This is a genomic window from Pedobacter sp. 05L430 (assembly GCF_056397585.1).
Map to the genome: position 1 here is coordinate 1 of NZ_JBFTNT010000026.1, position 14,813 is coordinate 14,813.

Genomic DNA, 14,813 nt, shown 5'->3' on the forward strand with positions numbered 1-14,813 from the left:
GTATATGGCCTCTTTGTATATGGCCTCTTTTTTGTCTACGATTGTTAGTAATTTTTGCATCAGATAGCCCCGGTAAGCCAGCTCTTCAAATAATGCTGGGAATAAGGCAACTGAAATAATCATGATGTATTTGCCATATTTATGCGGCTTGTATATAGTGTAATAAGAATAATCTGTATTGAAGAGCGAGTGGTTTAAATGCTCAACAAGAAATTGAACTATAATAGATGCCGTTATACTTATTATAATACAGATAATAGTTTTTTTAAGGGAAAAATTTGGCCATTTTAACAGATGCGCATTTTCTCTCCAGTTATAAGAGAAGAATAGCACCGCTGTTCCCGCCATTATTATATCAAAGATAATTGCTGTAGATATGTCGAAATTATCTATCGATAGTGCTGCAACACAGCAAGTAAGCTCTATAGCAAAAAATAGCCCGATCTGTTTAAGTCCGGGCCATTTTCTAGAGTCTATAAGAGTTTGGTCTTTTTTCTGTTCTTTACCACAAATGCTGCAATATTTATTGTTGATAGATATTAAACCATTACAGTGGCTGCATTCTATTTGCTGAATTTCCTGAGTTTCCAATTAATTGATGTTCAGTTCTTTTTTTAGTTTGTCGACTTCTAAAACTGATCTAATTCCTTTTATAAGGTAAACAATAATAATCACCTTTAAAATAATGCCTGAAAATATTGTAACGGGGTCTACAATGGCATTTATAACATGGATAATCACATAAAGTGACAATCCGGATATCATAGCTGCTGTTGGTTTGGTTTTGCTCCATACGCCAAAAGCTAAAAAAGCTCCTATAAGTATCACCGAGGTAAATAGAATAGCGAATTTATCCTGTTCATTTTTAGCTGTAAAATATCCAACAAAAAATGATATTACGCTAAGTCCTGCAATCCAGTATAGTGATTTTCGGGCAGATTCGACATTATTATTTAAATCCGAAAGGTCGATTTCTTTAGCATTTCTTTCAGAATAAAAAAAGTCTTGTTCTTGTTGAGTTCCCTTAAGTGGGAAGCCACATCCATTGCAAAATAAATCGTCAGATTCGTGCTTGTTATTACAACAAGGACATGAGTTTGTATGATATTCCATATAAGGCGTTAATTTATTTAAAGATATAACTGTAATAAGTAATCACAAAATTAATTGAAAATTCCCTTTACTTATTTGTGTATGTTTTACTGTAATTTATAAGCATTAAATCGTAACGCTTAAACTGCTTCTTTAGCCTTTTCTTAAAATCGACATAATTGCGTTTATTTTTTTGGCTCCATAAAACTTCGCTAAGTGCATCTAATCTGGGGAAAAGCATATATTCAGCTTTGGCTGGATTTGCAATATATTCCGACCAAAGGTTTCCCTGTCCGCCCCAAATATATTCTGCTTCTTGGGCAGTAAGTTCAGCAGGAACGGGCTCATAATCATAAACAGTTTTTAGTGGTAAAAATTTAGCCGCCGTCAATGAGTCATCTTTCATAAACTGACCGTGATTAAAGTACATAGAATTTTCTGGAGTCATGATTACTTTATGGTGTTGTTTTGCCGCTGCAATGCCACCTTTCTCTCCACGCCAGCTCATCACAATAGCATTAGGCGCCAGGCCACCATCCAGAATCTCATCCCATCCAATTATCGTTTTTCCTTTACTGTTTACAAATTTTTCCATTCTATGAATAAAATAGCTTTGTAAACCATTCTCATCTTTTAATCCTTTTTCTTTAATCAGCTTTTGGGCAAATGGAGATTGTTTCCACCAAATCTTTGAACATTCATCACCTCCAATATGAATGTACGGAGAAGGGAATAATTCCATTACTTCTGTCAGAACATCTTCCAGAAAGCTAAATGTTTTCTCAGTTGGCTGTAACACGTTATTGAATTTGTTGAAGATACCCCATGTTTGCGCCACCTGAGTTGGTATGGAAGGAGTGGTTCCCAATTCCGGATAAGCGGCTAATACTGCCATATTATGTCCGGGCATTTCAATTTCAGGAATAACGGTGATGTACCTTTCTGCTGCATATTTTATTATCTCTTTAACTTCCTCGTGTGTATAGTATCCTCCATATCTAATCCCGTCGTTTCCTGTTCCAGGATAAAGGCCAATAATAGTTCCATTACGCCATGCACTAATTTCCGTAAGCTTGGGGTGTTTTTTAATCTCTATCCGCCAACCATGGTCATCAGTCAGGTGCCAATGGAAATAGTTTAGTTTGTGCAGTGCCAGATAATCAATGTATTTCTTAATAAAATTAACATCAAAAAAATGCCGACTAACATCAAGGTGCATTCCCCTATAGGCAAAGCGGGGATAATCAATAATCTCCACTGTTGGAATAGTCAGTTTTTCCGGATTGTCTGGTTGCGATGGTAAAAGCTGTAYAATACTTTGTATCGCATAGAAAATGCCTTGGGGAGATGGCGACCCTACATTTATTGTGGTTGGAAGCACTGAGAGTGTGTACTTGTCAGGATTGGGATATAATGTGCTGTCTACAATTAAATTTATAGATCGCCGAGGGCCAATTTTTGTAATCTCAGTAATTATTTCCAGTTGTAAGTTATAATGGTTAGAGATATAATCTGATAAGAATTGAGCGGAAGACTGCGCCTGTGAAGTATTAATAAAGATCACAGTGTTTTTATCGATACTAAATTTCTCGTTGGGTATGGATCCTGCCCTCATTTCAACGGGTGCAGGTATTATATCTTGCGCACTCAGTTTAAAGGAAAGAATGATGAGTAAAAATAAGCTAAGTGTTATTCTCATAGTAGGAGGTATCATGTGTGTTGCTCAAAAGTAATAATATGAGTCCAAATTTTAGAGCAAAAAAAAGGCCCTCAAATTTTGAGGGCCTTTATATTATATAAAGTTAAATGGAACTAGCTTTTTTTAGCTTTATTCTCTTCACCTTCCATTTGTTGTTTTAATTGTGCAAGCACGCCTAAATCACCTAATGTAGATTTTTCAACTGAATCTTTAACTTTTTTCACTGCATTGCTAGATGCTTTAGCTTCTTTTTTCTTAGTAGCTCTTTCTTCAGCAACAGCTTCAGCTTTAGCCTCTTCCCAGATACGGGCGTGAGAAACAACGATACGTTTAGCATCTTTGTTAAACTCAATGATTTTGAAATCATTAGTTTCTTCAGCTTTGATAGTAGTACCATCTTCTTTAGCCATATGCTTAGTAGGTACGAAACCTTCAACACCATAAGGTAAAGCAATAACAGCACCTTTATCAGTTACTTTAACAACAGTTCCCTGGTGGATTGAATCTACAGTAAAGATAGTTTCGAAAGTATCCCAAGGGTTTTCTTCAAGTTGTTTGTGACCTAAGCTTAATTTACGGCTTTCAACGTCTAATTCAAGAACAACTACGTCTAATGTATCACCAACTTTAGTGAATTCGTTAGGGTGGTTAACTTTTTTAGACCAAGAAAGATCAGATATATGGATTAAACCGTCAATACCTTCTTCGATTTCAACAAATACACCGAAGTTAGTCATGTTTTTGACTACAGCAGTATGTTTGCTTCCAATAGGATATCTTTCAGCAACATTTTGCCAAGGATCTTGAGTTAATTGTTTAATGCCTAAACTCATTTTACGCTCGTCTCTGTCTAAAGTTAAAACTTCAGCTTCGATTTCGTCGCTAACTTTCAGGAATTCCTGAGGGCTACGTAAGTTTTGAGACCAAGACATTTCTGATACGTGAATTAAACCTTCAACACCAGGAATGATTTCAAGGAAAGCACCGTAATCAGCAACAGTAACAATTTTACCTTTAACTTTAGAACCAACAGCTAAGTTAGCATCTAAAGATTCCCAAGGGTGAGGAGTTAATTGTTTTAATCCTAATGCGATACGTTTTTTCTCGTCATCAAAGTCAAGAACTACAACGTTGATTTTTTCGTCTAAGCTCAATACTTCTTTTGGATGCTCTATGCGGCCCCAAGAAATATCAGTGATGTGAAGTAAACCATCAACGCCACCTAAATCGATGAATACACCGAAGTCAGTGATGTTTTTAACAGTTCCTTCAAGTACCTGACCTTTTTCAAGTTTAGATACGATCTCAACTTTTTGGCTTTCTAAGTCGTCTTCAATTAAGATTTTATGAGATACAACTACGTTTTTAAACTCGTGGTTGATCTTAACAACTTTGAATTCCATTGTTTTACCCACGTATACATCGTAATCGCGGATAGGTTTGATGTCAATTTGAGAACCTGGTAAGAAAGCCTCAACACCCATAATGTCAACAATAAGACCACCTTTAGTACGGCTTTTAACAAATCCGTTGATGATTCTGTCATTGTCAAGGGCTTCATTGATAGTTTCCCATGATCTCTGAGTTTTAGCTCTTTTACGAGATAAAATCAATTGGCCGTTAGCATCTTCTGGAGCTTCCACGAAAACGTCAACTTTATCGCCAACTTTCAAATCAGGTGTATCACGGAATTCAGAAGTAGATACTAAACCGTCTGATTTAAATCCAACGTTCAATACCACGTCTTTGTTGTTTATAGAAACAACAGTACCGCTAATGATTTCACCTTGAGTGATTTGATTGAAAGTATCGGTATACATGTCTTCAAACTTTTTACGGTCTTCATCCGAGTATTTTCCGAAAACTTTATCATCAGCATCCCAGTCAAAATCTTGATCAGGTGTTGCTAACGATGATTTGATCTGTTCGATCGACACTGAATCAGCTTCTGATTCAATGGTTTCTTTTTCTGYAAGACGAGCATCTGCGCCTTGTAGTTCAGCTGTTTTAGCCTCTAGTTCTTTTTCTGCTACTTGTTTTTTAGCCATTAAAATTAAATCTCCTTTTCCCGTTAGGGACGGCAAAGATAATAATTAATATTTTTAAAGAAAAGACTTTTTTGATAAATGTTGTTGATTTAGAACAGATTGTGTAGGGATTGCCACAACATTTAAATAAGTATATATATAATAGTTATTCTAAAAAGGTTGGGGGATTTGTGCTATGCAACCCGCACTTTAAATTTATCGCGATAATCTTTAGGCGGCATTCCGGAATTCTTTTTGAACAGCTGCCTAAAGGTTTTAAGATCATTATATCCTGAATTTAGCATAACTTCCAAAATGCTTTGATTTGTTTGTTCGAGGAGTTTTTTAGCGGCTTCTATCCTGGTTTTTTGAAGATATTCAATTAGTGTATTCCCMGTAGCCTGTTTAAACCGTCTGATAATATTGCGCCGGCTAGATGGGATTTGTTTTAATATATCATCAATTGTTATAGGCTCACTATAGGTGTTTTCCATGCAATGCTGGATTTTGGACACCAGTTCATCTCCATGGTCGCGAATAGGGGTAAAGGATCCAAAATGACTTTGTTGCTCACGGTTCATATCAATTGAAAATATTTTGGCTACACGTACTGCTACGTCGCGATTGCAGTAGTTATGAATTAACCTAAGTAGTAAATGAAAGCTACTTGTTGCGCCACCACTTGTATATATTCTTGTATCATGAGTAACTACGGCATCAGGCTTAAAAGTTACATCTGGAAAGTAAGAGGCAAAAGCTGAGCTGGCGTTGATATGAGTGGTTGCTTGTTTACCATTAAGCAAACCGCTTGCGGCTAGTAAGAATGCTCCAGTGCAGAAACTGGCGATCTCTGCACCTTTTTTATATTGTTGTTGTAGCCAGGGTAAAAACTCAACATTTTCATTTAATGATAAGCCTATTTCTCCGGTGTCAAATGCAGGTATTAACACAATGTCTTGTCTATCAGAGGAAGTTAAAAGCTTGGGAATATATTTTTCAAAGATGGCTACCTCATTGGTGTAATCTCCAATGTAAAATAGATTCAAATTAAAAATAGCATCCTTACCATTCGATTTATAATAGCTGTTTACAGTATCAAATACGTCTAAAATCGCAGCAATACTAAGGAGACGATATTTTTTAGTTAATAATAGTGCAACTTGTATCATAGGTTTTGCATTTGGAAATGCAAATTAGGAAAAAAATGCTCAAGCCAATGATTTCTTCACACAATGCTCAGACTTCCTTCACACCAAACTCACTAGTAGGTGCTTTTTTGTGAAGGAAGTTTGCACAATGTGTGAATTAAGTGAGAGATTGCTTGCTTTTCTTTTTCCGTCCGCGCCAAATCAGGAAGCCGGTGATGGGTAGGCTGGCAGCAATCAAACTGGCTGCGAAGGCCATTATTTTTCCCGGAAGCCCCAATACTGCTCCTACATGAATGTCGTAGTTCATACGGGCGATCTTATCAGCTGCTGTCGCATTCTCAAGTTTACCATACATATGGTTTACCTCTATTTCTTGCAGTGTGTAACGGTCGTAAAACAGGTAGTCCGACTTCCAATAAGTGTCGGGATCAGGATTAATCGATATTTCTACTGCTGAGTTTTTAGCATGAGGGGGATGCACATCCATACTGCCTTCAAAACCGGGTCTTTCGGTTCTTGCCTTTGCCCAAAGAATATCCTCTGCGGSTGCTTTACCCACAGCTGACGCAACTAATTTAGCATCAAGAGCGCTTTTTGAGATACTTTCTTCAAAAGGAATCATCTTCTTACCAGCTGAAGATACCCAGTAGACAGATTTAGCAAACCATTGAAAACCCATTACCAACCCAGAAAATGCTATAAAAATCAGCACCCATGTCATGTAAAAGCCAAATACATTGTGGAGGTCATAGTTTACCCTTCGCCATTTTGCATTCCATTTTACAGTAAAGCGTTTTTTGCTTGCAGCTTTATTTTTAGGCCACCAAAGTATCAATCCTGAAAATAATAAGAAAGTAAATAACAAGGTGGCAGTAGCGAGAATAGRCTGACCGATATTTGGAGGTAGCCAGAGATAATAGTGGCCCATTATCATGATCCTGAAAAAGTCCCAGGCCATATCTTTCACTTTCAAAACTTCACCTGAATATGGGTTTACATATACAGTCCAGTAATAATCTTCACCTTCTTTAAAGTAAGATACTATTGAGGCTCTTCCGTTTTGATATCCTATACTATGGGCTTCTTTACCAGGCAGTGCACGGTCTGCAATTTTCTTTATTTTGGAAGGAGGTAGCAGAGGCTCATTTCTTATCTCGGCATATCTGTAAGATTGTACTGTATCCTCTATTTCCCGCTGAAATGCCAGTATACAGCCTGTGATACCTAGAAAACATACAAATAGCCCGGATGTTAATCCGAGCCATAAGTGTATTCGTCCAATCCAGTATTTAAACCGGTATTTTTTGTTATTAATCATTAAAATTTATAGGCTATACTTAATCTATAATTTCTTGGAGATTCTGCCTGCCATGAATAAACTGCTTGTTCATAAGTTGGTGCGTTCCAATAATTGGTGTAATATGCTCCTGAATATAAATATTTATCCAGGATATTAAATACGTTTCCAGTGATTCTTAGATTTTTGTTTTCCCAGAAAAGTCCGGCGTCCAGCTTAAAATAATCAGGTAGATTCTGTTCTGAATTATCTCCGCTATACGTACCCATAGCTCTGCCTGCCAGATAGGTAAAGCCTGATGAAATACCTGTGCCTTTAAGAGCTCCCCTTTGTAAAGTATAACTTAACCAGGCATTAGAGGTATGTTTTGAAAAGCCGGGAACTACATCGCCAACAGCCATATCAGTTACACCATCTGCTACTTTGGTTACCTTGCCATCTGTATATGCATAATTGGCTATCAATTTCAAGCCAGTAAAGATCTCGCCTTTTAAGTCGAATTCTATACCCTGTGCTCTTTTTTCGCCAACAACTATGCTAAAGTTATCGCCAGCTCCATTGGAGGGGTCTGAAGCAAGTTCGTTCTGTTTAAGAATTCGGTATACAGATAAAGTAGTATTCCATTTTTCATCAAACCAATCCTTTTTAATACCAACTTCGTAATTGGTTCCGGTAATTGGATCAATACTTCCCCCATTACGTAAAAATCCAGTTTGGGGTATAAATGCTTCATCGTATACAGCATATATAGAAGTATTTTTGTCTACCGAGACGCTTAATCCCACACGCGGTGTGAAATGTTTTGCTTTGTCGGGACTTCCTCCCCATGCCGACTGGCTTACATAGGTATACCTTCCGGCAAGTGTTAAACGAATTCTGTTATCCAGAAAACCAAGTTCGTCTTGTAGATAACCGCTTAGGTATTTTTGGTCCATTAACCCACCTGCGGCAATTGCCCGGTCTTTCAAACTAGTTACTCTGTCAAATTCAGGATAGCCATTAGATGGAAAACCATAGTTAGGATTTTTTAAATCAAAAGGTGAAGATGGGAGATCCAAATCATGGGATTGACCCCAATCTGCCATATAGCTTTTTTTTCCTCCATCAAAGCCGGCTAAAATATTATGATTAATACCACCTGTTTTTACCTTTCCGTTGATAAAGAATTGGGCTAATTTCATGGTGCTTTCAGCATCCCAAATACCAACATTTCTAATTAGGGTGCTGTTGGCGTATACTGCAGATGGCCATGAACTATATCCATTTTGCAGGTATTTGGAATAGGCTACCTGTGCCGTTGCTTTCCAGTTGTTACTAAAGTTGTGTTGTAAATTAATAAAAGCACTATGATCGTTAATTCTGGTTGGAGGCACTCCCGGTTGGGTAAGTGTAAAATCACGGGGCAGGGTGGCGTAACCTTCAGGAGAGAAGATGTAAAACGAACCTACTTCCGTCATTTTTGCATTTTGCCATGCATATTCTGCAGTTAATTTAGTTTTATTGGATAACTGGTAGCTTAATGAAGGCGCAAAGGTGTAGCGGTCATTTTTCTCAAACGGTCTGAATGAGTCCTTTGTTTGAGCCGCGGCATTCAATCGGAACAACAACTTTCCATCATCGGTTAATTTCCTGTCAAAATCTATACTGGTTCTATATAGGTCAAAGCTGCCTGCGGTAAAAGAAACTTCTCCACGGTTGTTGCCCGTTGGTTTTTTGGTAACAACGTTATACATTCCACTTGGATCTCCATTACCTATCATAAAACCTGCTGGTCCTTTCACGAATTCAATATGATCTACCATACTCATATCCTCTGTAAGCGGTCCCCAGTATGATGCAACAAAGTTAAATCCATTTCGCATCGCTTGAATTTGTGAACCACGCATTGTGATATTGGTATACATGTCGCCCCAATGCTCTAGCCTTGCAGCTCCACTGACGTTCCTGAGTACTCCATCACTCATGCTAATTACTTGCTGATCAGCCAGGGCTAATGAGCTAACAATCTGAATGTTTTGCGGTATTTCTAACAATGGTTGGTTTAATCTTAAAGATGATGAGGGTTGATCTACTTTGTATCTTTTGGCATTTGTAGATATGTTTACCTCTTCCAGTGTGCTAAGGTCTTCTCTCAATACAAAATCAACTTTAGTACTTGTTGATTCTGTAACGTCTGCGGTTTTTTCTTGAGGACTTAAACCAACCGCTGAAACTCTTATGGTATATCTTCCAGGATTCACTTTGTTGATTTCATAATCACCCTTTTCATTCGTAGTTGCCCCAAACGGTGTCCCAATTAACTTAACAGATACAAATGCAGCATTGTGCCCATCTGATGTGGTGATCTTTCCGGTAATGCTGCCGGTTTGTTGGGCCATAGCATTAACTGAGAGAAACAACAGCGTTATAAGTACATTAAATACTCTAAAATTATTCATTTATTCTTTTGTTTGCTTATTTGGATTAATTCTAATTTGCTGCAAAGTAAGTGTCTAATATTTTATAATCAAAATTTATTTAGAATTAATCTAATCTGATTGGTTTTGTGGTTTTAAAAAATATCTTTAAAACGTTGGTTTAGGAGAAAAAATGAAATGTTTTGGAAGGAGCCTACCTTTGATAATCCCGAAGGGGTTAAAGAACCTATACTGCAAGCTAGTTAGATGGAAGAATAGGAAATAATTCCTGATTTACTATATTGCAATATTAATCGGGAATTAAATTAATGGAAAAAAAAGTTTCAATTAAGGATATCGCCAAATTATTGGGTATCTCAATCAGTACGGTTTCTTTTGTAGTAAATGGTAAAGCTAAAGAAAAAAGAATTAGTGAACCATTGACTAAGAAGGTTTTAGAACTCGTTGAAGAGCTGGGTTATAAGCCAGATGCTTTGGCAAAAAGTTTTCATACTGGAAAAACCAATATTATCGGGTTTTTGGTTGATGATATTTCAGAGCCTTTTTTTTCCAGTATTGCACGACTTATAGATGAAAAGGCTTCACAAAAGGGCTATAAAATAATTTATAGCAGCACAAAAAATAATAAAACGAAAGCACAGGAATTGCTACAGATTTTTCAGGACCGACATGTTGATGGCTATATCATAGCTCTTCCTCATGGTTTGGAAGATGAAGTAAAGTTGCTGACGAAGAGTAGGAAACCAGTTGTTTTGTTTGACAGGTATTTCCCTGATATAAAAACTGATTATGTAATTATTAATAATCATCAAGGCACATGTAGCGCTGTTAAACACCTAAAAGATGGAGGGTATAAGAACATTGGATTTATTACTATTGATACAATTGAGCAACAGATGCTCGATCGTTTGAGTGGTTATGAAGATGCGGTTAAAGCAGAAGGGCTAAACTCATATGTTAAAAAACTTACTTATGCGCCTTCGAATGAATTAATTCAAGAGGTCGCTGATTATTTGAAAGAAGAAAAAAAGTTAGATGCAGTTATATGTGCTACTAATTATATCACTATGGCAAGCCTAAGAGCAATACAGAAATTGGGTTTAAAAATTCCTAAAGATATAGCTTTGCTTTCTTTTGACGATTTTGAACTACTTGAATTCTCTGCTCCTCCAATTACAGCAGTAGCCCAGCCACTTGAAAAAATCGCCGAAAATATCATGAAAATATTATTGAATAGACTGGATAATCAAAAAGGAGATCATGAATCTTATGAGGTAATATTACCTACAGTCTTAAACATCAGGGACTCAACTACAGTCAAATAATAACAATAGCTTCAGCGTTTATCCAAAAATTATATTTGGTTAAATTTATTAGAATGATTTTGGAACTAAATAAGATTTGGTAAATCTTTCCGATACAGGATAGTTTACTGAACTTTATGGGCTTTATTTTTTAAAAAGATCCTTCCGACTTTTGCGGGTATCAACCTAAACCGCAAAGGCTAATAAAAAATATAATTTTGGAGCAGGCCCATGTATTCTTCCGGATATTGTTTTAAATAGTGCTTCGGGTGCTGTTAAAAATTATAATAGAACAGGGTTAAGTATCCTTGAGATTTCTCACCGCTCATCAGAATTTGAAAATGTAATAAATGAATGCCAAAGTCTTGTAAGGGAGCTTTTAGAAGTGCCTGATGACTATAGTGTTCTGTTTTTACAAGGTGGTGCAAGCACACAGTTTTCTATGGTACCCATGTGCCTGATGCAACCTCACAAAAGGGCTGTTTATCTAGACACAGGATACTTTTCTCTAAAAGCCATTAAGGAGGCCAGTTTGTTCGGGCCTGTTCATATAGCAGCAAGCTCAAAAGGTAGTGACTATGACTTATATACCTTATGATTACCATATTCCTGCTGGCTCAGCGTATTTCTATTGTACATCAAATAATTCAATAGAAGGCACCGAGATTTTTGCTTTCCCTGAAACGGAGGTACCAATGGTATGTGATATGTCTTCCGATATTTTCAGCAGAGAAATTAATGTAGCAGATTTTGACTTGATCTWTGCAGGCGCCCAACATGGGACCGGCTGGTTTAACATTGGTAATTGTTAAAAAAGCTTTGCTACAAGCAATTCAAAACCTAATTCCTTCCATGTCAGATTATCGCATATATGATAGTCATAATTCCATGTTTAATACGCCTCCTGTATTTTCTATTTATGTGGCAATGCTGAATTTACGCTGGTTAAAGGAAATGGGAGGTGTTAAACAAGCAGAACAAAAGAATATAGCAAAAGCAAATCTGCTTTATGATGCAATTGACCGTAGCAATTGTTTTTATGGATTGGCAGACAAGGCTGACAGATCAAGAATGAACATAACGTTCAAAATGTACAACAGGGAACGGGAAACTGAATTTTGCTGAAAGCAGGGGAGTAGTTGGAATTGGACGTTTTGGTTCTTTGGGTGGTTTTAGGGCTTCTCTTTACAATGCGATGGATATTTCGGGTGTTGAAGTTTTGGTGCATTGTATGAACGATTTTACAAACAAAGATCTATTTAGAAATTTTAAACTTAAACAAATATAAATGCAGTATGAGAAGATTAAAGATCACTCAATCAATCTTAAACAGGGATTCTAGAGAATTATCATGGTACTTAAATGAGATAAACAAAATCCCCTTATTAACTCCAGATGAAGAGGTAAGTCTTATAAAAAAAGTGAGAGAAAATGTGCCAGGAGCAAGGGATAAGGTGGTCGAGGCCAATCTCCGTTTTGTGGTTTCTATTGCAAAAGCCTTTCAGGGCAAAGGGCTTCCTTTGGTCGATTTGATTAGTGCCGGCAATATTGGACTTATATATGCTACAGAGAAATTTGATGAGACCCGTGGATTTAGGCTCATTTCTTATGCCGTTTGGTGGATTCGTCAGAGTATCTGGACATATTTACAAGAAAGTAATCGTATAGTAAGGTTGCCTGGTAACAAAATTTTAAACTTACTGAAGATTAATAATGCAAATAATTACTTTGAGCAAAAAAATGAAAGGTTGCCTACTTATGAGGAGCTTAGTGAAGAACTTGGTATTTCTGAAGACAAAATAACGGATTGTATATTGGATTCACAAAAGACCCATTCTCTTGATATGGTAATAAATGATGAAACAGGTTATACTTTAATGGATACTATTGCAGATGAGAATTCACCCGCTACAGATGCCTCGCTGATCCACGAATCTTTTCAATATGATATAGAGCGATTACTTAAGATATTACCTTCCAGACAACACATGATACTAAAAATGTTTTTTGGAATAGGCCAAACTGTTCATACTCTTGAAGACATATCAATTTTTTTAAACCGTTGTAAAGAGAGGGTCCGACAGCTAAAAGATGAAGTTTTAATGTTTATACGTATTTATTTAAGAAACAACCCTTCTTATCGCTTTTAAATAAAAAACCGCCTGTTAATAAACAGACGGCTAGACAAAACTATTGAACCTAATTAATTGCCTTATTTTTTATTTTCAGCTGCTTTTGGGGCAACAGCTGTAGAGGTTTTTTTAACAGCGGCTTTTTTATGTGATTTAGTTTTGTGGGCTACAGGTTTTTGAGCAGCAGCAGTTGTTTGAGTAGCTGGTTTTTGAGCAGCAGGAGTTTGTGCAAATGCGCCAAAAGTTGTTGCAACTAATGCTAACGCTAAGATTGTTCTTTTCATATCTAAAATTATTTTGTGTTAATTGTTAGATCAAAGTTGCAAAGCAAACATGAAGATTTAATGAAGATAGATAAAGGCTAAAAATGGAAGATAAGTTCGACCGTAGTGCCTTTATCTTTTTCAGATTTGATATCTATTATAATCTGATGAAATGCCGCTATACTTTTTGCAATAGCCAGACCCAGACCATAGCTGTCCTCCTTTTTTGATTCGAATTTTTCGAAACGAACAAAGGCATCTTTCACTTCATCAAGGTTCATTCCCTGACCAGTGTCGGCAATGTAAAGATGGAAACCATCACTTTCTTTATTGCCATATATGTTTATCACACCCGATGGAACATTGTATTTAATGGCATTGCTAACCAAATTACTTATTAAAGTGTGGAGCAGTGAACGATTTCCGGTAAAAGTATAATCTTCAGGAAGATTGATGTTTAGTGTTAAACTCATCATCAAAAGCCTATGTTCTAATTCCTCATATACTTCGGCTACTGTATCTCTTATAGAAATAAGATCCGGCTTGTTAAACTGATTGTTTTCAACTTTAGAAATTAACAACAAGCTGTTTATAATTGATTTCAGACGACTTAGGGTTTTAAGGCAGGCAAATAATTTGTTTTCACCCTCTGGAGATAGCTTTTCATCGTTCAGTAAATTTTCTAGTCGGGTATTTAAAACTGAAATCGGCGTAAGTAATTCATGAGAAACATTGGCAATAAATTCCTTTTCTGTTAAAAATAAGGTTGCAATTTTATTCATTAATATGCTGATACTATTATCTAGTATTTTGAAATCTTCTGTTGTGGTTTTTATTGGTTCATAATTGAAGTTGATTGGGTCATTTACCCGGTTTAGCTTCTGATCTATAATCCGATAAAAAGGAGCTAGTAAAAATTGGGTGAAAGCCAGGTCAGTTATTAATGTTAAGATAACTGCAGCAAGAAGTATAAAAAATGTAAAAACTGAAATGGTATGTTCTAATTGGTATACCGTTGCCATGGTCTCGCCCAATTCGAGTTCATATCTTGWCCCTTCAAAAACCAGGTCTGTAGTAAGGATCTGATACTCCTCTTCACTATCTTCTATACTGCGTATTTCTTGGCTAAAGTGATTTTTAAGGGGTTTGTTGTCTTGTTTAATTTCTTTTAGAATGATGTATTCTTCCTTAAGTAGGTTGTAATCGGTAAAGGTTTTTTGTTGTGTGAGTAAGTCATTGATCTCTCCAGTTGAGAGGTTTGATACAAATTTAGCTTTCTTCTGAATCAAACGCTGCTGAAGGTGTTTTACCGAGATATGATTAATAGATACCAGTATTAATATCCCCAGAAAGGTAATAATAGCGATCTTGGTTAGCGTGTTATATAAGGCAAGCTTAAATTGTAGTTTCATAATTGGATTAACTATATGAAAT

General features: G+C 36.5%; 12 protein-coding genes and 1 pseudogene. 4 read left to right on the top strand and 9 right to left on the bottom strand.

Annotated features, from left to right (window positions below; translation table 11 throughout):
- The 7 genes from AC1DG9_RS07110 to AC1DG9_RS07140 form a co-directional block, all read right to left on the bottom strand.
- A partial coding sequence (locus tag AC1DG9_RS07110) for a hypothetical protein (RefSeq protein WP_477634458.1) occupies positions 1 to 591 on the bottom strand: 591 nt, incomplete at its 3' end.
- Positions 592 to 1,113, bottom strand: coding sequence for a zinc ribbon domain-containing protein (locus AC1DG9_RS07115; protein ID WP_172659292.1), 522 nt, complete (start codon positions 1,111 to 1,113; stop codon positions 592 to 594).
- A gap of 67 nt (positions 1,114 to 1,180) precedes the next feature.
- Positions 1,181 to 2,791, bottom strand: a complete 1,611-nt coding sequence (locus AC1DG9_RS07120) for a beta-N-acetylhexosaminidase (RefSeq protein WP_477634459.1) — start codon at positions 2,789 to 2,791, stop codon at positions 1,181 to 1,183.
- A gap of 113 nt (positions 2,792 to 2,904) precedes the next feature.
- Entirely contained in the window at positions 2,905 to 4,839 is a 1,935-nt protein-coding gene (rpsA, locus tag AC1DG9_RS07125; protein ID WP_477634460.1) for a 30S ribosomal protein S1, read from the bottom strand.
- A 173-nt stretch (positions 4,840 to 5,012) separates the two neighbouring features.
- Complete coding sequence (locus AC1DG9_RS07130) at positions 5,013 to 5,987, bottom strand: GlxA family transcriptional regulator (protein WP_172659294.1); 975 nt, start codon at positions 5,985 to 5,987, stop codon at positions 5,013 to 5,015.
- Positions 5,988 to 6,123: 136 nt separating this feature from the next.
- Positions 6,124 to 7,284 carry a PepSY-associated TM helix domain-containing protein gene (locus AC1DG9_RS07135; protein WP_477634461.1) on the bottom strand — a complete coding sequence of 387 codons (1,161 nt, stop codon included), beginning with the start codon at positions 7,282 to 7,284 and terminating at the stop codon, positions 6,124 to 6,126.
- Positions 7,284 to 9,701: a TonB-dependent receptor gene (locus tag AC1DG9_RS07140; protein WP_172659296.1), complete on the bottom strand. Its 2,418-nt coding sequence runs from the start codon at positions 9,699 to 9,701 to the stop codon at positions 7,284 to 7,286. Before AC1DG9_RS07140 ends, AC1DG9_RS07135 begins: the two co-directional genes overlap by 1 nt.
- A gap of 287 nt (positions 9,702 to 9,988) precedes the next feature.
- Between AC1DG9_RS07140 and AC1DG9_RS07145 the strand changes: the two genes are divergently transcribed.
- From AC1DG9_RS07145 to AC1DG9_RS07160, 4 genes and pseudogenes are all read left to right on the top strand, one after another.
- Complete coding sequence (locus AC1DG9_RS07145; RefSeq protein ID WP_477634462.1) at positions 9,989 to 11,005, top strand: LacI family DNA-binding transcriptional regulator; 1,017 nt, start codon at positions 9,989 to 9,991, stop codon at positions 11,003 to 11,005.
- A gap of 202 nt (positions 11,006 to 11,207) precedes the next feature.
- Positions 11,208 to 11,582, top strand: a pseudogene (locus AC1DG9_RS07150) (aminotransferase class V-fold PLP-dependent enzyme); the annotation flags it as partial.
- 179 nt (positions 11,583 to 11,761) lie between these two features.
- Positions 11,762 to 12,109: an aminotransferase class V-fold PLP-dependent enzyme gene (locus tag AC1DG9_RS07155; protein ID WP_337718269.1), complete on the top strand. Its 348-nt coding sequence runs from the start codon at positions 11,762 to 11,764 to the stop codon at positions 12,107 to 12,109.
- 170 nt (positions 12,110 to 12,279) lie between these two features.
- A complete protein-coding gene (locus AC1DG9_RS07160) occupies positions 12,280 to 13,134 on the top strand; it encodes a sigma-70 family RNA polymerase sigma factor (protein ID WP_172659298.1) in 855 nt (284 codons plus the stop codon).
- Positions 13,135 to 13,196: 62 nt separating this feature from the next.
- Here the strand turns inward: AC1DG9_RS07160 and AC1DG9_RS07165 are convergent, their stop codons facing one another.
- Together AC1DG9_RS07165 and AC1DG9_RS07170 are read right to left on the bottom strand one after the other, a co-directional pair.
- Positions 13,197 to 13,400, bottom strand: a complete 204-nt coding sequence (locus tag AC1DG9_RS07165) for a hypothetical protein (protein ID WP_172659299.1) — start codon at positions 13,398 to 13,400, stop codon at positions 13,197 to 13,199.
- Positions 13,401 to 13,477: 77 nt separating this feature from the next.
- A complete protein-coding gene (locus AC1DG9_RS07170; protein ID WP_477634463.1) occupies positions 13,478 to 14,791 on the bottom strand; it encodes a sensor histidine kinase in 1,314 nt (437 codons plus the stop codon).
- Between the last annotated feature and the right edge of the window lie 22 nt (positions 14,792 to 14,813).